Origin of the sequence: Gilliamella sp. Pra-s52 (assembly GCF_009795805.1) — a bacterium.
Taxonomy (GTDB): domain Bacteria; phylum Pseudomonadota; class Gammaproteobacteria; order Enterobacterales; family Orbaceae; genus Gilliamella.
In genome coordinates this window covers 1-18,427 of sequence record NZ_WTEY01000003.1, presented here as the reverse complement: position 1 = coordinate 18,427, position 18,427 = coordinate 1, and the positions used below count along the sequence as shown (strand labels likewise).

The 18,427-nt window shown below is 33.8% G+C and carries 20 protein-coding genes, 1 tRNA gene and 4 pseudogenes; 12 read left to right on the top strand and 13 right to left on the bottom strand.

The annotated features are described in order from the left end of the window. The first annotated feature begins 190 nt into the window (after positions 1-190). Positions 191-1,282 (top strand): MFS transporter, encoded by a 1,092-nt coding sequence (locus GQ594_RS03825; protein ID WP_337189482.1) that lies wholly within the window; start codon positions 191-193, stop codon positions 1,280-1,282. A gap of 41 nt (positions 1,283-1,323) precedes the next feature. Here GQ594_RS03825 and GQ594_RS03820 read toward each other — a convergent pair whose 3' ends face one another. Both GQ594_RS03820 and GQ594_RS03815 read right to left on the bottom strand, forming a co-directional pair. Then, entirely contained in the window at positions 1,324-1,935 is a 612-nt protein-coding gene (locus GQ594_RS03820; protein ID WP_160411700.1) for an FKBP-type peptidyl-prolyl cis-trans isomerase, read from the bottom strand. Between the two features lie 524 nt (positions 1,936-2,459). Next, entirely contained in the window at positions 2,460-3,209 is a 750-nt protein-coding gene (locus tag GQ594_RS03815) for a glycosyltransferase family 25 protein (RefSeq protein WP_160411701.1), read from the bottom strand. Between the two features lie 201 nt (positions 3,210-3,410). On the opposite strand from GQ594_RS03815, the gene GQ594_RS03810 reads away from it, so the two are divergent. The 10 genes from GQ594_RS03810 to GQ594_RS03765 all read left to right on the top strand — a co-directional run bounded on the left by GQ594_RS03810 (position 3,411) and on the right by GQ594_RS03765 (position 12,643). After that, positions 3,411-3,881 (top strand): YhcH/YjgK/YiaL family protein, encoded by a 471-nt coding sequence (locus GQ594_RS03810; RefSeq protein ID WP_160399689.1) that lies wholly within the window; start codon positions 3,411-3,413, stop codon positions 3,879-3,881. Positions 3,882-3,905: 24 nt separating this feature from the next. Further along, positions 3,906-4,841: a sugar kinase gene (locus GQ594_RS03805; protein WP_160411702.1), complete on the top strand. Its 936-nt coding sequence runs from the start codon at positions 3,906-3,908 to the stop codon at positions 4,839-4,841. A 234-nt stretch (positions 4,842-5,075) separates the two neighbouring features. Continuing rightward, complete coding sequence (gene uvrA, locus GQ594_RS03800) at positions 5,076-7,916, top strand: excinuclease ABC subunit UvrA (RefSeq protein ID WP_160411714.1); 2,841 nt, start codon at positions 5,076-5,078, stop codon at positions 7,914-7,916. A gap of 182 nt (positions 7,917-8,098) precedes the next feature. Then, positions 8,099-8,710, top strand: coding sequence for a glycerol-3-phosphate 1-O-acyltransferase PlsY (plsY, locus tag GQ594_RS03795; protein WP_160399691.1), 612 nt, complete (start codon positions 8,099-8,101; stop codon positions 8,708-8,710). Between the two features lie 199 nt (positions 8,711-8,909). Further along, a complete protein-coding gene (gene recR, locus GQ594_RS03790) occupies positions 8,910-9,515 on the top strand; it encodes a recombination mediator RecR (RefSeq protein WP_160411703.1) in 606 nt (201 codons plus the stop codon). A gap of 108 nt (positions 9,516-9,623) precedes the next feature. Continuing rightward, a complete protein-coding gene (locus tag GQ594_RS03785; protein ID WP_160399693.1) occupies positions 9,624-10,442 on the top strand; it encodes a pyridoxal phosphatase in 819 nt (272 codons plus the stop codon). A 28-nt stretch (positions 10,443-10,470) separates the two neighbouring features. Beyond that, positions 10,471-11,178: a tRNA pseudouridine(65) synthase TruC gene (gene truC / locus GQ594_RS03780; protein WP_160399694.1), complete on the top strand. Its 708-nt coding sequence runs from the start codon at positions 10,471-10,473 to the stop codon at positions 11,176-11,178. Between the two features lie 146 nt (positions 11,179-11,324). Further along, positions 11,325-11,741, top strand: coding sequence for a DUF4878 domain-containing protein (locus GQ594_RS03775; protein WP_160411704.1), 417 nt, complete (start codon positions 11,325-11,327; stop codon positions 11,739-11,741). An 84-nt stretch (positions 11,742-11,825) separates the two neighbouring features. Beyond that, a complete protein-coding gene (locus tag GQ594_RS03770; RefSeq protein ID WP_160411705.1) occupies positions 11,826-12,437 on the top strand; it encodes a hypothetical protein in 612 nt (203 codons plus the stop codon). A gap of 132 nt (positions 12,438-12,569) precedes the next feature. Then, positions 12,570-12,643, top strand: a tRNA-Cys gene (locus tag GQ594_RS03765). 80 nt (positions 12,644-12,723) lie between these two features. Here GQ594_RS03765 and GQ594_RS03760 read toward each other — a convergent pair. The 4 pseudogenes from GQ594_RS03760 to GQ594_RS12395 all read right to left on the bottom strand — a co-directional run bounded on the left by GQ594_RS03760 (position 12,724) and on the right by GQ594_RS12395 (position 15,342). Continuing rightward, a pseudogene (locus GQ594_RS03760) lies at positions 12,724-13,745 on the bottom strand (tyrosine-type recombinase/integrase). Then, a pseudogene (locus GQ594_RS12405) lies at positions 13,729-13,893 on the bottom strand (hypothetical protein); the annotation flags it as partial. The pseudogenes GQ594_RS12405 and GQ594_RS03760, both read right to left, overlap by 17 nt. Positions 13,894-14,050: 157 nt before the next feature. Continuing rightward, positions 14,051-14,485, bottom strand: a pseudogene (locus GQ594_RS12400) (SAM-dependent methyltransferase). Positions 14,486-14,507: 22 nt separating this feature from the next. After that, positions 14,508-15,342 (bottom strand): annotated as a pseudogene (locus GQ594_RS12395) (phosphoadenosine phosphosulfate reductase domain-containing protein). A 146-nt stretch (positions 15,343-15,488) separates the two neighbouring features. On the opposite strand from GQ594_RS12395, the gene GQ594_RS03740 reads away from it, so the two are divergent. Continuing rightward, complete coding sequence (locus tag GQ594_RS03740) at positions 15,489-16,019, top strand: hypothetical protein (protein ID WP_160411250.1); 531 nt, start codon at positions 15,489-15,491, stop codon at positions 16,017-16,019. Between the two features lie 31 nt (positions 16,020-16,050). On the opposite strand, the gene GQ594_RS03735 is transcribed toward GQ594_RS03740, so the two are convergent. The 7 genes from GQ594_RS03735 to GQ594_RS03705 form a co-directional block, all read right to left on the bottom strand. Next, entirely contained in the window at positions 16,051-16,167 is a 117-nt protein-coding gene (locus tag GQ594_RS03735) for a single-stranded DNA-binding protein (RefSeq protein WP_160411251.1), read from the bottom strand. After that, entirely contained in the window at positions 16,157-16,435 is a 279-nt protein-coding gene (locus GQ594_RS03730) for a hypothetical protein (RefSeq protein ID WP_160411252.1), read from the bottom strand. Before GQ594_RS03730 ends, GQ594_RS03735 begins: the two co-directional genes overlap by 11 nt. Positions 16,436-16,530: 95 nt before the next feature. After that, positions 16,531-16,893, bottom strand: a complete 363-nt coding sequence (locus GQ594_RS03725) for a Sak single strand annealing protein (protein ID WP_160411253.1) — start codon at positions 16,891-16,893, stop codon at positions 16,531-16,533. A gap of 16 nt (positions 16,894-16,909) precedes the next feature. After that, positions 16,910-17,086 (bottom strand): hypothetical protein, encoded by a 177-nt coding sequence (locus tag GQ594_RS03720; protein ID WP_160411254.1) that lies wholly within the window; start codon positions 17,084-17,086, stop codon positions 16,910-16,912. After that, entirely contained in the window at positions 17,087-17,446 is a 360-nt protein-coding gene (locus GQ594_RS03715; protein WP_160411255.1) for a hypothetical protein, read from the bottom strand. It abuts the gene before it with no gap. A gap of 38 nt (positions 17,447-17,484) precedes the next feature. Then, entirely contained in the window at positions 17,485-17,787 is a 303-nt protein-coding gene (locus tag GQ594_RS03710) for a hypothetical protein (protein ID WP_160411256.1), read from the bottom strand. 108 nt (positions 17,788-17,895) lie between these two features. After that, positions 17,896-18,180: a hypothetical protein gene (locus GQ594_RS03705; protein WP_160411257.1), complete on the bottom strand. Its 285-nt coding sequence runs from the start codon at positions 18,178-18,180 to the stop codon at positions 17,896-17,898. Positions 18,181-18,427: the final 247 nt, after the last annotated feature.

Below are 18,427 nucleotides of genomic sequence, written 5' to 3'. Positions count from 1 at the left end.
GAAAATACATAACTTATACACATCAGCTAAACTTAAATGCTACAATTTTTGAACCGTTTTATATAAAAATATAATTAGGAGTTATTATGCGATCTCCGTGGTATTTTGGGTGGAATATCGTTATTGCGGCTTCTTTTCTCACTTTGCTTTCTAGTGGCTTGAGGATGAGTATGGGAGTTTTTTTCTTCCCATTGTAAATGATCTTAATTTTAGTCGTAGCGTTCTTTCTGGAATTATTGCTATAGGTATGCTTTTCTCTGGAATTGCTATGCCAATAGCGGGATATTTAGTTGGTAAATATGGCACTCGTTTTGTCCTAATATTTGGTTCCATCATTATTATTATTTCTACTGTTTGGGCTGCTAACTCAACTGATTATTGGAACTTTTTTCTATCTTTTGGTGTCGCATTATCTTTTGGTACTTCTTTTGTTGGTTCTGTCAGTTTTACGCCTATTGTGGCACGTTGGTTTATCAAGCGTAGAGGATTGGCTTTATTTATTTTATCAACAGGAAGTATGGCAGGCATTGCAGTGATGTTACCTGTTTTTGCTTTCTTCATTCCTATTTATGGATGGCAAACAACGCTAATTTCGTTTGCTGTGATTTTTATGATTATCGCTTTGCCTATTGCTTTGTTTATTATGAAAGATAATCAATCTGAAATCGAAGTCTTTAGTATAGAGCCTGTTATCAATCAAAAAATAGAGCCTAGTATCAAACTTATAGATGTGTTAAAAACACGTCCATTTTGGCAACTGAGTTTTGGGCTTTTTACCTGTGGCTTCAGTATGAATTTATTAGGAACACATGGAGTCCCAATGCTTATCGATCATGGATTTGATCCTATCACTAGCTCTAATGGTATTGGTTTGATTGGTTTAGTCGCTATTTTTAGTACCTTAGTTTTGGGTTATTTATCTGATATAGTGCAACGAAAAAACATTTTAATGATGGTCTATTTAATACGAGGTTTAGGTTTTATTGCTCTTGTTTTAGCATCAACTAAATGGCAGCTTTTTGCTATTGCAGCAGTGGGTGGTTTGGTTTGGGCTGGTGCTTTGTCGATGTCTGGAGCCATTAACGCTGATATTTATGGTGTAAAAATTGTGGGACTACTTTCAGGATTAACCTATTTGGGACATCAAATTGGTGCGATGATTGGTTCATGGTTAGGTGGATGGGCTTATGATCCTTTACACACTCATTTAGTTGCGTTTGGTACGGCGAGTATTTTATTATTACTGGCGGCATTTAGTGCTTATCATCTTCCTAAACGATAATCGTTCAAAACAAATGGACGCCAAGTAGCGTCCATTCTTGCTTATAAAACTTTTAATAATTCAACATCAAAAATTAATGTGCTGTATGGTGGAATTGATGCGCCAGCACCTTGAGCACCATAAGCTAATTCTTGAGGAATATATAAACGCCATTTTGAACCTTCTGGCATAAGTTGTAACGCTTCAACCCAGCCTTTAATCACACCATTGACTGGAAATTCAGCTGGTTGTCCTCGTTCAACAGAACTATCAAATACTGTACCATCAATCAATTGCCCCGTATAATGAACTTGTACGCTATCGGTTGCTTTAGGTAATGCGCCATCACCTTGTTTGATGATTTCGTATTGTAAACCAGACTCAGTCGATTTAATGCCTTCTTTTTGGATGTTTTCTGCTAGAAAATCTTTACCTGCTTGAGCTATTTTTTCGGCTTGCTTAGCCTTTTCTTTCGTTGCTTGTTCATGAACATGACGTAAGGCATCATGTAATTCTTGTAGCGGTAGGGCAGGTTGATTACCGGATAATACATCTTCCATTGCTAATTTTAACGCATTAAGTTCTAAATTTTTTAATCCAGATTCTTTTAATTGCTGTCCAATTTGTAAGCCGATTGCATAGCTTGCTTTTTGCTCGATAGTTTCTAACTTCATTTTTTACCTTTATATAGTTGATTGGTGAGCTTTATTAATAAGGTGATTAGTTTGGAGATACATAAGTAAAAGTCAAGTAATAATTTGTAGGAAATTCTCGCGTTGTTTCCCAGCTGGGAAGTAAAGGGAATAAATTGGATATATTCCGATGTCGTGAATAAATTGAAAGAAAAATGGTTAAGAAAATTGCTTTTTGATGCAGAAAACCAAATTGAATTGAATCGTCATATAATAGATAACGATAAATTAAAACCATCTGTTGAACTTATTGTTAAAGATATAATGACAAAAATATCATAGTACTCTATTTCATATATTTTATTTGTTTAAAATTTTTTATAAATTAGATTTATCAAAAAAACGGTCAGGAAAGGTATTGATTTTATTTGAGTTTTTATTAGTGTTGCAATTGCTAATTAAATCATAAGAATAGAAACTTAAAAAGTGCCTGAGTTATATAACTTTCATTTAATTTTTATTAATAATTTATTATTTTAGTTTTTTGTTTTTTTTTAATAAAATGCTTAATCTATATAATATTTTGTTTTTTCAAATCTATTGATAAAGTGTTTTCTAAACCATAATACTATCATTCTTTTTTTCTTGTCTTTTTTAAATAGTTTTTTTCTATAATCAGATCGTTGTTTGATAAATTGAGCTCTATCAGTGTGTATTGATGAATTTGAGCGGTTTTTGTCATTTGTTGTAATTAAGCAGGGTAATGTTGCATATAATTTAACCCCTGTGCATAATTTAATTATTCTAAACATATCAGCTTCATAGCGAATAGGATATAAAAATTTAATTAGCTTTTTGGCTGCTTCGTTCGTTATGATGTATCCAGTAGCTCTAATAGCTCTTGTTACCTCAAATATGTCAAAACTATCTAAGTTGAATTTTTTGTTAACAAGGTAATGAAAATCCGCTGTTAATAAAAAAATTCCTTTTTTATCATTTTTGTTTTTAAAACTATTTAAAAAGTCAGGTAGTTTTTCATCTAATACTGCATCATCTTCAAGAACTAAGGCGTAGGGTAAGTTGTTTTGTATTATTTTTTTATATACATTTATGTGACTTAATGCGCAACCTATTTCCCCTTTTGTTAAAAAATTATTTGGATAATCGTAGACTGCATTTTGAATGAATTCTTCAGATAAAGCATTACCATCGACGGCATTATAAATTTCGAAGTCTAGGTTTAGTTTTTCACATTCCTTTTTTATATGTTCTTTTTTAGCTGATTCTCTTTCTAAATTTATTATAAAAATCTTCATGTTATTTACTTCCATTATAACAATATTTAAATTATATCATGCTAATAAAAACATAAAACACTTATTAACAAATGATCTACAAAAATGATTGACTTAAGTATATACTCTTTATCAATTAAATTGGATTATCATGGTGTATGTTAATAGTGAATAATTCAATTGTTGGTATTTATTTTATCAATATTTTAAGGACTTTTTAGTATGATTTTAGGTAATATTAATCATTTAAGGCTAGTTCCTTATTTACCTAGCAAAATAAAACAATCAATTGAATATATTAAAGATAACGTTAATATTAATACCCCTGTGGGGCGGTATGATATTGATGGTGATAATATGTTTTTTATGGTTTCTGATAGTCAATCACGTTATATTGATGAGGCTAATCCTGAATATCATGAAAAATATATCGATGTTCAGATTGTTTTAGACGGGCAAGAGGGGATGGCTGTGTGCACGTTACCACCTTATACCAAAGTGGTAGACGATAAGTTAGCAGAAAACGATATTGCTTTTATCGAAACACCAAAAGAGGAGACTATGCTAATATTACAGCCAAATGATTTTATTGTTTTTTTACCTAACGAGGTACATAAGCCGCTTTGTGCTATTGATAATAAGATTGAAACAGTTCGTAAAGTTGTGGTGAAAATTGCACTGGATTATTTATAATTAAGTCAAGGATATAGGTATAATATGACGACAAATATCGCTGTGATTGGCGAATGCATGATTGAATTGTCGATGAAACAAGATTCGACTACGCGTGGTTTTGGTGGTGATACACTTAATACCTCTGTTTATTTATCGCGTTTATTAAAAGGTAATGATTTTTCAATTCATTATGTAACAGGGCTTGGCACAGATCCTTTTAGTCAAGAGATGTTAGATAGTTGGCAAAAAGAAAATATTCGAACCGATTTAGTTCAAAGAATGTCAGATAAAATGCCCGGTCTTTATTCTATTGTGACCGATGAGCAAGGTGAGCGTTCTTTTTATTATTGGCGTAATGATGCAGCAGCTAAATTTTGGTTAAAAACAACTGACACAGATAAAATAACGCAACAAATTGGACAATGTGATTATGTGTATTTAAGTGGTATTAGTATTGCGATTTTAGATGCTGAAAGTATCCTTAAATTGTTAGATCTTTTAAAACAAGTTAAGGCTAATGGTGGTAAGGTTATTTTTGATAATAACTTCCGTCCACGTCTATGGAGTAGTCTTGATTTGGCTCGTAGTGTTTATGCTGATATTCTTAGTTTGACCGATATTGCATTTTTAACATTAGATGACGAAGATTTGTTATGGGGCAAGCAGCCTTATGAGCAAGTGATTGAACGTACAAAAAACTTTGGTGTGACTGAAATTGTTATTAAGCGTGGTAGCGATAGCTGTATTATTGATTCAGTTGAAGGGCGTTTTGATGTTCCAGCTAATAAGATCGCAAAAGATAAAGTGATTGATACTACCGCCGCAGGGGATTCATTTAGTGCAGGATACCTTGGTGCACGTTTAACTGGACAAAATCCATCTCAATCAGCATTGCAAGGCCATTTGGTTGCCGGTACGGTTATACAATATCGTGGTGCAATTATTCCTGCTGATGCTACTCCTAAATTAATTGGTTAATCTATATTTGTAAAAGACGGTCATTGATGACCGTTTTTTGGTTTCAACTTGTTAGAAATAATTCTTTGAGTTGATGTTCTTATCAAAATTTTTAGAAAAAATTACGTTTTGTTGTAAGTCACCAATTAGCGTATCTATTTATATAGTAGTATATTTAATCGATTCTCACTGGTATAATATACAGTTAATTTTTCATCCATTTTTTAAAAACAAACATAAGAGAGATCTATGTCAATCAAAGATATCGATATCCGTGGTGCCAGAACGCACAATCTAAAAAATATTAATGTCACCATTCCTAGAGATAAGCTCGTTGTGATTACTGGGCTTTCGGGATCAGGTAAATCTTCGTTAGCATTTGATACTCTCTATGCGGAAGGGCAGCGACGTTATGTGGAGTCGTTGTCGGCATATGCTCGTCAGTTTTTGTCATTGATGGAAAAACCCGATGTCGATCATATTGAAGGTTTATCGCCTGCGATTTCAATCGAGCAAAAATCGACTTCACATAATCCTCGCTCAACTGTTGGGACTATTACTGAAATTTATGATTATTTGCGTTTACTTTTTGCTAGAATTGGTGAGCCACGTTGCCCAGAACATCATTTGCCTTTAGCAGCACAAACAGTTTCACAGATGGTTGATAGTATTATGGCGTTACCGACTGAGAATCGTTATATGCTATTAGCCCCTGTGGTTATTGAACGTAAAGGGGAATTTGTTAAACTGTTTGAACAGTTAGCTGCTAGTGGTTATATTCGGGTGAGAGTTGATGGCGATGTATATGATCTTTCGGATCCTCCAGCCCTTGAGTTGCAAAAAAAACATACCATTGAGGTGGTTGTTGACCGTTTTCGCATTCGTGATGATTTAAAATTACGGCTGGCAGAGTCAATTGAAACAGTGCTTTCGATCACGAATGGTATTGTTAAAGTTGCTAACTTGGATGATCCACAAGCTGAAGAATATCTGTTTTCAGCTAATTTTGCTTGCCCTATTTGTGGTTATAGTATTTCGGAGTTAGAGCCTCGGTTGTTTTCATTCAATAATCCTGCTGGTGCTTGTCCTGAGTGTGATGGGTTGGGAGTGCAGCAATATTTTGATCCTAACCGTATTGTTCAAATGCCAGAGGTTTCGTTAGCAGCAGGGGCAATTAAAGGTTGGGATCGTCGTAATTTTTATTATTTTCAGATGTTAAAATCATTAGCGGATCATTATAAATTTGATATCGATAAACCGTATGAAAAATTGCCAGAAAAGATAAAAAATATTTTGTTAAATGGATCTGGTGAAGCTGAAATTCAGTTTGTTTATTCAAATGATCGTGGTGATGTTGTTAAACGTAAACATCCATTTGAAGGTATCCTTAATAATTTAGCCCGCCGCTACAAAGAAACTGAATCACAAACCATTCGTGAAGAATTGGCAAAATATATTAGTCATCGACCTTGTCCTTGTTGTGACGGTTCAAGATTATGTACAACGGCAAGAAATGTATTTATTAATGATACCAATCTACCAACAATTAGTGATCTTAGCACACAACAAGCTAAAGATTTTTTTGATAAGTTGAGATTAACAGGACAGCGAGCGCAAATTGCCGAAAAAATCTTAAAAGAAATTAATGATCGTTTGCAATTTCTAATTAATGTCGGGCTTAATTATTTATCTTTATCACGATCTGCCGAAACCCTATCAGGTGGTGAGGCTCAACGTATTCGATTAGCTAGTCAAATTGGTGCTGGATTAGTGGGGGTTATGTATGTGCTTGATGAACCTTCTATAGGTTTACATCAGCGAGATAACACTCGTTTGATTGACACTTTAACCCATTTACGAGATTTAGGTAATACTGTTATTGTGGTTGAACATGATGAAGAGGCCATTATGGAGGCTGATTATGTGATCGATATTGGTCCTGGTGCTGGTGTTCATGGTGGTCAAGTTGTTGCGCAAGGAACGCCTAAACAGATTATGTCATGTAAGGAATCTTTAACTGGACAGTATTTATCAGGTAAAGAAAAAATTGAAGTTCCAGCCGTTCGTACTAAAGCTGATAAGAAAAAGATATTATCACTTGTCGGCGCAACTGGAAATAATCTTAAAAATGTCACATTAAATATCCCTGTGGGATTGTTTACTTGTATTACTGGTGTTTCAGGCTCGGGTAAGTCAACATTAATTAATGATACTTTGTATCCTCTTGCACAAAATGAACTTAATCGTGCAGAAAAAACCGATATAGCACCTTATAAATCGATTAAAGGACTCAACTTTTTTGATAAAGTTATTGCGATAGATCAAAGTCCAATAGGGCGTACACCACGTTCTAATCCAGCAACGTATACTGGTTTTTTTACTTCTATCCGTGAGCTTTATGCTGGAGTACCTGAATCTCGGGCTAGAGGATATAATCCTGGTCGATTTAGTTTTAATGTGAAAGGTGGTCGTTGTGAAGCTTGTCAAGGTGATGGTTTAATTAAAGTTGAAATGCACTTTTTGCCAGATATTTATGTGCCTTGCGATATGTGTCACGGCGCTCGCTATAATCGTGAAACCTTAGAAATAAAATATAAAGGTAAGTCAATTAACGAGATTTTAAATATGACTGTAGAGGAAGGCCGCGAGTTTTTTGATGCTGTGCCTATGATATCTCGTAAGTTACAAACATTGATTGATGTTGGCTTGTCTTATATTACTATTGGGCAATCAGCAACAACATTATCGGGCGGTGAAGCTCAACGTGTCAAACTTGCAAAAGAGTTATCTAAGAGAGATACTGGTCGCACTTTATATATTTTAGATGAACCAACAACAGGTTTGCATTTTGCTGATGTTAAGCAATTATTAGCGCAATTGCATTCATTGCGAGATAAAGGAAATACTATTGTGGTTATCGAGCATAATCTGGATGTGGTAAAAACAGCAGATTGGATAGTTGATTTAGGACCTGAAGGTGGCAACGGCGGTGGAGAAATTATTGCTGAAGGGACACCGGAAGATGTTGCAGAGTCTAAACATTCTTACACTGGACAATATTTAAAACCGTTGTTGGAAAAACAAAAAAATAAGTAGTCTATTATTATGCTACTTAACATAGATAAGATAGGTAAAGTATAATGTTCTTCTTGTTATATGTTTAAATTCATATTTATTTTAACAAATATCAACAATAAGTAGGATAAGATTTATACGTGTTTGGTTAGTGTTCAACGTTCCATTATTAGCAGGATGTGGCCGATGAAAGGAGTTCTATTTTGACATTACAAATTGTATTCATGATTGTGATTGCCTATTTTTTAGGTTCACTTTCTGGCGCAATGATTATCAGCCGCATCATGCATTTTCCCAATCCTTCTGAACATGGCTCGCACAATCCTGGAGCAACCAATATATTACGGCTTAATGGCAAATTACCTGCTATTTTGGTTTTGATCTTTGATATGTTAAAAGGTGCAATACCGGTTTATATCGCTTATCGACTTGATATTACACCTTTCTTTTTAGGTATTATTGGTATCTCGGCTTGTTTGGGGCATATCTTTCCCTGCTTTTTTCATTTTCGTGGCGGTAAAGGTGTTGCAACTGCGTTAGGTATGATGGCACCGATTGGTATTGATTTTACAGCTTGTTTTATTTTAACTTGGTTACTTACATTACTTATAACAGGCTATTCTTCGGTTGCAGCGATTGTTGGTTTCCTTATGGCGCCATTTTATGTTTGGCTATTTAAGCCTGAGTTAACTTTACCCGTTGCCATGCTTTCATGTTTGATTATCATTCGTCATAGTAGCAATATTATGCGTCTTTTAAAAAGTGAAGAACCTAAAAGTTATTATAGTAGCAAGGATAATAACAAACTAAAGTAGGTAAATGAAAGAACAGTTTTATGACTTTATTCTTTGCAATATAACAGCTAAAAGTTACTTGCAATTTACAAGTTTATCTTTATGTAATCTTTTTAATTTTGGTTAAATTAAAATTAACAAAATTATTCTTGTTTAATAGAAGCTTGAAACAAGGTATTATTAATTTAAAATTTAAATGTGTGGGAATCAAAATAAATTCATGCAAATAAGTCCATTATTAGAATCACTTATGGAAGCATTGCGCTGTTTGCCTGGTGTCGGACCAAAATCGGCACAACGGATGGCTTTCCATTTATTACAACGAAATCGACAAGGTGGCATTAAATTAGCTCACGATCTGCATGATGCAATGATAAATATAGGTCATTGTAAAGAATGTCGAACATTTACTGAACAAGATATTTGCACTATTTGTAAAAATGTTCGTCGGCAAAGCAGTGGTCAACTTTGTGTGGTTGAAACGCCAGCTGATATTGTTGCCATCGAACAAACAGGACAGTATAGTGGTCGTTATTTTGTATTATTAGGCCATTTATCACCATTAGATGGTATTGGTCCTAGCGATATTGGTCTTGATTTATTAAAAAATAAGTTAGCAATGGAATCAATAAACGAAGTTATTTTAGCAACAAATCCAACGATTGAAGGTGATGCAACGGCTAATTATATTGCGCAGATTTGTGCAGAGTTTAACGTGATAGCAACAAGAATAGCTCATGGTGTACCTGTTGGTGGCGAGTTAGAAATGGTAGATGGGACAACGTTATCACATTCATTTGTCGGCCGCCAAAAAATTGAACTTTAATATTTTTGATTTTAACGCTAACTTATTAATTTATAGCTTAATAGTTAACCTAGTTTTAGTCGTTAGTGAATTTTTATAGTAAAAATTAGATATAAAAAGAGGAATGACATGAAATATAAAGCTGTTGCCTTTGATATGGATGGGACATTGCTTAATAGTAATCGTTTAATTTTGCCAGAAACAGTAGATATAATTAAAAAACTCAGTGATAAAGGTGTGAAAGTGATTTTAGTTTCAGGACGTCATCATTCGGTGATTTATCCTTATTACTATCAACTAGGTTTATCAACGCCAACGATTTGCTGTAATGGTTCTTATCTTTATGATTTTGAAAATCACCAAACTTTTGCTGCTAAACCCATGACGAAAGATCAAGCTAAAAGACTATTACAATTAGTTAAAGAGTATAAAATACATACTTTAATTTATACTGATCAAATGATGACTTATGAAGTATTAGATGATCATCTAGAAAGTTTTTTTAAATGGGTGGATGCATTACCCTCTTTTTTACAACCAAAAATCCAAAAAGTCGATAGTTTTGAAAAAATGATTGATGACGCAGGTGCTATTTTTAAATTTGCAACAAGTAGTCATAACATACCAGCGTTACAACAATTTTCAGATGCAGTAGATAAACTTGGTACGTTTTCTTGTGAATGGTCTTGGGCAAATCGTGCAGATGTTGCAGTAAAAGGCAATACTAAAGGTAATGGTTTAATGCATTGGGCGCAGAATGAAAATATTAATTTAAATGAAATTGTTGCATTTGGTGATAGCTATAATGATATCAGTATGTTATCTATTGCGGGGTTAGGTATTGCGATGGGTAATGCTGATGATGAAGTGAAAGCCAAAGCAAGTTATGCTATTGGTGATAATAATAGTCCAAGCATTGCTGCCGAACTTGAAAAACTCTTTTTGTAATCTATTAATCTATTAATATATAAATATTGTGTTTGAAATTCTTTATCAAGATACTAATTTAATTGCGATTAATAAACCGTCAGGTTGGCTTGTGCATCGCAGTTGGCTAGATAAACATGAAACCACTGTTGTAATGCAAACCTTACGGGATCAGATTGGGCAGCATGTTTTCCCTATACATAGGTTAGATAGACCAACATCAGGTGTTTTGTTGTTTGCGCTTTCTAGTGATGTCGCAAGGATGATGTCAGAGCAATTTGCGACAAAAAAAATTGAAAAAACGTATCATGCAATAGTGCGTGGTTATCTTGAAGGGGAATCTGTGATCGATTACCCTTTAGTTGAAGAATTAGACAAAATTGCAGATAAATTTACTAACAAGAATAAACCTGCACAAGAAGCAATTACTTCTTATCGCTCTATTAGTAAAATCGAAGTTCCAATTAAAGTTGGTAAGTTTGAGACAGCAAGATATAGTTTTGTGGAATTGAAACCGCAAACAGGGCGTAAACATCAATTGCGTCGTCATATGAAACATATCTTTCATCCGATATTGGGTGATAGTAAGCATGGTGATTTACATCAAAATCGAGCATTTTCGAGCTATTTTAATCTCAAACGATTAATGCTGCATGCCAGTAAACTGGAAATCACTCATCCCATCCAAAATAAAATAATAACTATTGAAGCTAAATTAGACCAAAATTGGCAAGATATTCTTATCAATTTTAAATAGTAGTATTTGTTTAAAACAATATAACTTTTCAATTATTATATTACATAGTATGATTTTGTCGCTTTCTGTGATTTTTTCTGTGGATTCAATCTAGGAGCATAATTTTAATATATTAAACATAAATAATACTAGGAATGGAAATAAAAATGAAATTAGTAATGAAATTTTTAAGCATTTTCTTATTGGCACTTATGGTAACAGCATGCTCAAATGATGATTCTCCTGAAAAAGTATCAGAAAAATTTATCACAGCAATTTATAAAGGTGATACAGATACAGTTATGAGTCTAATCAATTTCCCTAAAGATGATGATAACAAAAATATGGATATGAGAATGTTTGTTAAGAGCAAAATGCAAGAAGCACTAGCACGTGGAAAACAATTCACTGATGATCATGGTGGACTTGATAAAGTTGAATCTGCACCAGCAGAATATACTAATGATGAAAAAACTATGGCTAAAGTGAAAACTACCGTCTTTTTCAAAGACAATACTAAAAAAGAAGAAAAAAATATATCAGTAATCAAAGCTGATGGTAAATGGTTAATTAATTTTAAATAAAATAGTTATATTATAACTATTTTATTTTCGGAAATAATAAAAAGGGTAAATATTATTTGCCCTTTTTATTAAGAATGAATTTTAATGAACTATTGCAGATTTTTTCTTATTATTTTTATTATGCTGGCAAATTTAGTGTTTGCTAACGAACCTGTCAATTTTTCAAATGCACCAGCTGAATTGCCTTATTTAATCAAAGCAGGGGATTGGATCTTTAGAAAGGGTATTCAAAGCGATAGCTTTATTGTCAATCAATTAGGTGGTGGAGATTTTTCACATATTGGTATGGTTATATCAATTGAACCTGAAATTAAAATTATTCATGCTACTACTAGTGATGATGAAAACCATCTTAATCAAGTTATTGTGTCAAGTTTAGAAGAATTTATTACCCCAGAATTAGCCGAAAAATATGCTATAGCAAGACCCAATTTTTTATCTGAAGTACAAAAGCAAAATATAGTCGATGATCTTTTAACAAAGAAAGGACAAGCTTTTGTATTAGCCCCTCGTGAGCAACCACATCTTTATTGTACAACGTTACTTTTTGACTCTATTATCAAATTCCAACCTGATTTTAATATTGAATGGAAAAACACCTATTTCCCTTCATTAAGTGGTTCTTATTTATTTCCAAGTGCATTTGCAAATTATTCTGATATTACGTGGATCTATAAGTATCCAGAAAAACAATAATGCTTTGTAAAAATAAGTAGATCTTAGCAATTCAAATAAAAACGAAACGATTGCTGTAATTATAAGCTATTTAATCTTGACGATTAGTCAAGCCAATGCTACTATCTGCAACCTATTCAGATAGACCTCTACGGCGCGTTGGCAGAGTGGCCATGCTGCGGATTGCAAATCCGTCTACCTCGGTTCGACTCCGGGACGCGCCTCCATTTATCACCAATAAAATCAATAAGATAAAACATTGTCATTTTAAAGTAATCAATACTTGGAATTAACTTAGAATATACAGTTAGAATAAATCTTCTTTTTTGGGTGGGTTTAACGTCGGTGTTATTTTCACTTTTCGGTCGTATGTATTAACCTGAGCCTCGGTCTTATGACCACTAAATAGCTGTTTATCTTTAGTTGCTCCGTCGTAGTCCGAAATAGCTTTAGCTTTGATATCGTGAAATGTGCAATTGATTTTTCTGCCTAGCCTGTTTTCTGCTTTTCGTTTTGCATCCAGCCAATATGAATTAAACGTCTTTTGTATTAGTTTTCCTCCTGATTTATTTTGTAACACGAGAGAGTCGGGGGAGGATGGGGGGACAGTTTTTTGGCTAAATTAATTGCGTCTGCTAGCCGCTCTGTCCATTGTTTGATTTGCCTTTTCCCTGTTTTACCTTGTTTTATGTAAATACCCTCTTTGAGTATTTGGCTGTGCTTAAGCTTGAATATATCACCCTCCCGAACTGCGCACAGATACGATATTTCCATCGCCACTTTTAGTATATCGATCGCTTCATCATAAATGGTGTAATACTCTATGTCTTCAATATATTTATCTCTCGCTTTAATGCTGAATTTTTTAATGCCAGCACAAGGATTCATTTTACAATACCCACGTTCGTACCCCCAGCCAAACGCTACAGACATATAAGATAACTCGTGATTTGCTTGCACCTTGCTTTGCTCACCCCTGATGTCCATATAGCGTCTTATATGCTCTGGTCTAATATTATTAACGTTTATATGTCCAAAAACGGGCAATATTTTTTTAGCTCCTCGTAATTTATCCTCTTGCGATCGTGATGACAGTTTATGAAAAACGGCACTATTTAAATGCATATTCCACAGCTTACTAAACGTCATTTCCTCTTTTTGTTCAGCAATAACCCCCTCATACTTCGCCCACAGTTCTACCATGCTCATATTTATCGAGCCTAGTGTGACGGTTTTGTTTTCTCTTGTTTTAAGGTAGTATGAATATTTATTTTTTGACACGCGAGGGGGGAGGATGTTATCTTTTTTGTCTTTACGGTTCCTTGCCATTTAAAGCTCCAAAATCTGGCTCTTGCTGTTGTTTTTGTTCAATGCTTACTTTTTGATTCAATGATGAACGCAAAATTATTGGCTTTCCAAGCAAATTGATATGAAAGTAAAATTTGTTTTCTTTTAACCATTGTATTTGTAAATTTTTCTTTTTTTGCCTGTTAGCATATGTAGTTCATCATCTGTTAATATAATTGATTCCGCCATAATTACTCCTATAATTTCTTCTCATCTCTCATCAACAAATAACACTCAGGAATTTGCTGTATTAAAATACTTTGATTTAATTTTTAGTTCGTGTGTTGTCATAATTGTTTCCTCTTAATAAATGACATCCAATGAGTGTTGGACCTTTTACCGCTGATGTGGCCAAAAAGAGGTTCGTATTCTGTCAATGCCAAAATCTCTTTAACTGGTATATCTGTTTCGTTCCATTTAAAGATTAGCGTGCCGTTTGTTTTTAGCACTCGAAATCATTCGCTAAAGCCTTTTCTTAAATCATTTTGCTACGTTGATTTATTAAGTTGTCCATATTTTTTTGCTAGCCAACTGCGGTGGCCAACTTTGATTAGGTGAGGCGGTTCGAAACAAACTTGCACATCTGGATTGATGTTTAATACTCGTCCATCGCACAAAATATGGCTCTCTTTTCGCTTATCACAAAACAAAACTCGCTCATCGAATTTGTTAAAATAGAACATTCTAGAGCCACAGCAAACGTCAAGAACGGGTTTGTTCATAATTGTTTCCTTTAGATATTAGTTATTCACTTAAATCAAAATCTAATTGACACGAGAATATTTCGCATGATTCCGAGCATGATCCTGATTCAAATCCTTTATTGCCTTTGATTGTTGCCGCTATGTCTTCTCTTGAATGATTTTGATACATCGCAATAATTGAAATTAACGAGTTATTACCTCGATACATGATTTTATTTTCCTGTTGTCGTCGTTCTATAACTCTAACGTCTGGGTCATTTATTAGATTAATAAAATTCTCGGCCATCTTCGGCTCATCACGAGTAGCTAAAGCAATTTTGTTAATGCCTTTTTTGATACAGAAAACACAGTTGCCAAGGTGTTCGGGTAGGTTCAAATCGAAAGGTTGGCTTTTCCAAGAGTTGATAACATCTTGTTTATCAAAGTCGCATATATCAGCCAAATAACGATAACCGTCTTTTTGTTTTAAACGTCGTGGTTCATCAGCACGAATACCAAGCCACGTTTGATAATTACCTTTACCGTAGCGTTCGTTACAGTATCGAGTAAATGGCTCGAGTTCCGAATGCACCGTGCACGTAAGGCGTTCCGTATTTGTAACAAACGTCACGAAACGGCTGTAAATCTTGCTTTAATTCATCTAGTGAGATGATTCTGTATGAATTACCGCTTCCAAGCTCGGGATTAACAACCACACGCAAACACGTTAAATTTATATCAAAATGCTTAACGACAATTTTAACAAACTCATATGTTTTCGGGTGTTCTGCACCCGTGTCCATAAAAATGAAATCCGTGTCTGGATATTGATTTTTCATTAAATAGACTAATAAAGCGGACGAGCGTCCGCCGCTAAAACTAACAATATTTTTCATGATTTTCACCAATAGAAATTGCATGCCAAATAATCAGCGTGAGAATTGAATTTGAATTAATATGGTAGGGTGGATAAATAATTTCTATTAAAAGTTATTTTTATATGGTATTTATTAAGTAATAAAATAATTTATAAGGGTAAAATATGACAAAAACTTGTAATAACATTTTTATTAAAAACATGATGATTCTGAAAGATGATGAAAGTTTTCAAAATAAATTAAACATATTATCAGATTTTGAATTTTCACATTTTGAAAAATGGCTTCAAATTGAACTTGCATGCATTCACAATAGTGATAATTTTAAATACCATTATAGGTTTGATTGGTATGCAGAACTAAAAAATAAAAAAGGGAAAGTTATCCCCGATTTTACGTTAGAGTATGCAAAAGGCGATATTTTTTACATTGAAATTAAACATCAAGATAGTTTTATTACTTGTGTTAAATCAATGGTAACCGATTTCTTAAAAATAAAAAAAACTATAAAAATAAATAATGATCGCGTACTTTGTATTGGGCTATTTAAAACAAAAACTCAAAATACCCGTAATGAAAAATCTTTTGATGAGCTAAAAAATAGCTTTAAAAAAAATACATCTAAATATAAAAAACTAGATAAAAAGCAAGTCATAAATATACCTAACACAGAGTATTCTTTTATATATTTTTAGACGCTAATATGAAAATCTGAATTATGTACAACTAAAAAGAAATACCGTCATCTATATGAAATTCTGCTACTGCTGTATTGTTTTGTAGATAACGTAGTTCAGCGTCTTTACCAACGTTACCTGTTGCTGTCATTGTGTTAATTGCCATTTTCTTGCTCCAGTCGTTTTAAATTATCATCAATTTGATGCTGTATTTTTTCAATGTGTACTTTTAATCTAAAATTAACGGTTTGCGTTGCGTTGTTCAAATTCGAATGTAATAAATAACTCTCCTTATCAATCCTTGTCTTGTCACAATAAACAGATTGTTTTGTTATTTTGGTGATTATTAATTTTTCGGGAGTTAATGCATGTTGATCTGCATACCAAATAGCATCCCCAACTTTTATTGTTTCCCACTCTTCATCTGTAATCATAATTACTCCGTTTTGTGAGCCCAATAACAAGCTGGAGAATTTAGTCATTTTTCACCTCTATTAAATATTGATTTAATCTGCATAACTGTATTAATTCATGCGTGTAAACCCAATCCAAACATTGATATAGCCTTGGTTAAACATCGCATTGTCGCTTTATTGATATCTACTGAATTTGGCGACTTAATAGCGTGGTTTTTAAAATCCATAACAGGTAGCCACATAAATCGAGCTGCCTCGTTGCCGTCTTCTTTTATTGTTAACGTTACGCTAACCATCATAGAGCCATCCAGTTCAGTTGTGGGCGGGTTAATTGTGTATGAGGATTGAGGGTAATACTCCATTAAAACACCCCACGCCCAAGACAAGTATGTCAATCCATTCTTTTTTTCTACTTTGTCGTTAACATTAACCTGCGATAGAGTTTCCCAAATTTTCTTTTCAAATGATTCTGCCATTACCTATACACTCCTTTTAATTAGTTGCTACTTCTAACATCCAACGAATCAACCCAAATAATCCACCAAGCGTCAAAATGTAGGTACAAAAAAGGGCGTATATTTGCTCGCCATGATTTAGTTTGTAATTAATATTAAATCGGTCTGTTTGATAAACATTACAGCCGACATGGTCAATCGGTATTGTGTTCATTTAGACGCCCTCGGGTCGTTCTGTGAGTGAGAGACGCCAGTTAATGTCGTCGGTGTTTGTCGCTAAAGCGCTGCCGCAATAATCACCACCGGAATTAGCCCAGCCAATATCTCTTGTATTGATATAAGGTTTATCAGTATAAAAATACACTTCGCCATCTTTGTCCATTGCCGCCCATTTCCATTTTGGAGCAATCATCGCCCATATTTCACGAGAAATTGGTAACGGTGTTAATTGAGGTGCAATGCGGTATTCTAAATATAATCTAACGGCTGTATCATCGTCTGAATTGCGCCAATTGCCATCAATTTTATATTCAACTTGTACCCCCTGCATTTTTGCTAATAAAACCTGTACCATGTGCTCTTGATGTTCATTCTGTGGTGTTAATTTTTCCATTATTCATTCCTCAATTCTTCGAAAAACCAATCTGTTATGTTTTCTAAATTAGAGCCTCCAGCGTCAAAATCCTCTTGAACCTCCCAATAAAGTCTATAAGCATCAAAGAGAGAATATGCACCAATAACTACTGGTAGTTCCTGTTGAATTTGATCCGATATAAACGGCGCCTGTACATTGCCTAACCAGTTAATATTTGCATCTAAACAAGCATTTAACACTAACGCTAATTCATGCTCAGTTTTACATTCAACATACCAATCTAGCTGTTGCAATTGGTCAATAATCTTTTTACTTGTCATTGTTTTATCCCCATGAATTTCTGTCTGCTAATTCTGTAAAAAAGCCCCATTTCTGGGGCAAGCGGATTTGCATGTACTCGTCTTTCCGAGCCGTCAAAATTCGTTAGCTTAATAAAATGATTTTTTATTTTTTTCATTAAAATGAAATTCAGCTTTTTCATAACATATGAGCTTTAATGCTTTTTGAACTGAATCAGTGTCAACATCATCCAAACCAAACGCTTTCATTATTTTTTCTTCAATTTCTAGATAATCACAATTGCTGAGCTTGTCATAAAGTTCGCTTGACTGAGCTTCAATTTCCGCTTCTTTAGCGTCTTGCATTTCGACATCGCTCATCATTTTGCAATATGCTCTTTCGTAACCGTTCTCTACAGCTCTATGTAATTGCATTTTTACATCCTCGCTGGCATTAGGATAGATAATCTATGCGTGCCTGTCCCTCCTTTTCTAATTGGCAGTAGAATTAATATTCAATTAATTGGTGAGCGACGTAAACATTCATTTGTGAGTCAATGTAAAGTTTCTTTTAATTCGTTAACTTTGTTAATGAACAACTCAAACGGATTTCTTGATTAATTAACAAGTTATCAGAACAAACCGCTTAATTGCGGTTTTTTTTATATTTAAAATTTGAGGA

Bases quoted from the DNA above. Each gene is read 5' to 3' on its own strand.
- GQ594_RS03820 (WP_160411700.1), bottom strand. From the start codon at position 1,935: ATGAAGTTAGAAACTATCGAGCAAAAAGCAAGCTATGCAATCGGCTTA.
- GQ594_RS03815 (WP_160411701.1), bottom strand. From the start codon at position 3,209: ATGAAGATTTTTATAATAAATTTAGAAAGAGAATCAGCTAAAAAAGAA.
- GQ594_RS03810 (WP_160399689.1), top strand. From the start codon at position 3,411: ATGATTTTAGGTAATATTAATCATTTAAGGCTAGTTCCTTATTTACCT.
- GQ594_RS03805 (WP_160411702.1), top strand. From the start codon at position 3,906: ATGACGACAAATATCGCTGTGATTGGCGAATGCATGATTGAATTGTCG.
- recR (WP_160411703.1), top strand. From the start codon at position 8,910: ATGCAAATAAGTCCATTATTAGAATCACTTATGGAAGCATTGCGCTGT.
- GQ594_RS03785 (WP_160399693.1), top strand. From the start codon at position 9,624: ATGAAATATAAAGCTGTTGCCTTTGATATGGATGGGACATTGCTTAAT.
- GQ594_RS03775 (WP_160411704.1), top strand. From the start codon at position 11,325: ATGAAATTAGTAATGAAATTTTTAAGCATTTTCTTATTGGCACTTATG.
- GQ594_RS03770 (WP_160411705.1), top strand. From the start codon at position 11,826: ATGAACTATTGCAGATTTTTTCTTATTATTTTTATTATGCTGGCAAAT.
- GQ594_RS03740 (WP_160411250.1), top strand. From the start codon at position 15,489: ATGACAAAAACTTGTAATAACATTTTTATTAAAAACATGATGATTCTG.
- GQ594_RS03735 (WP_160411251.1), bottom strand. From the start codon at position 16,167: ATGGCAATTAACACAATGACAGCAACAGGTAACGTTGGTAAAGACGCT.
- GQ594_RS03730 (WP_160411252.1), bottom strand. From the start codon at position 16,435: ATGATTACAGATGAAGAGTGGGAAACAATAAAAGTTGGGGATGCTATT.
- GQ594_RS03725 (WP_160411253.1), bottom strand. From the start codon at position 16,893: ATGGCAGAATCATTTGAAAAGAAAATTTGGGAAACTCTATCGCAGGTT.
- GQ594_RS03720 (WP_160411254.1), bottom strand. From the start codon at position 17,086: ATGAACACAATACCGATTGACCATGTCGGCTGTAATGTTTATCAAACA.
- GQ594_RS03715 (WP_160411255.1), bottom strand. From the start codon at position 17,446: ATGGTACAGGTTTTATTAGCAAAAATGCAGGGGGTACAAGTTGAATAT.
- GQ594_RS03710 (WP_160411256.1), bottom strand. From the start codon at position 17,787: ATGACAAGTAAAAAGATTATTGACCAATTGCAACAGCTAGATTGGTAT.
- GQ594_RS03705 (WP_160411257.1), bottom strand. From the start codon at position 18,180: ATGCAATTACATAGAGCTGTAGAGAACGGTTACGAAAGAGCATATTGC.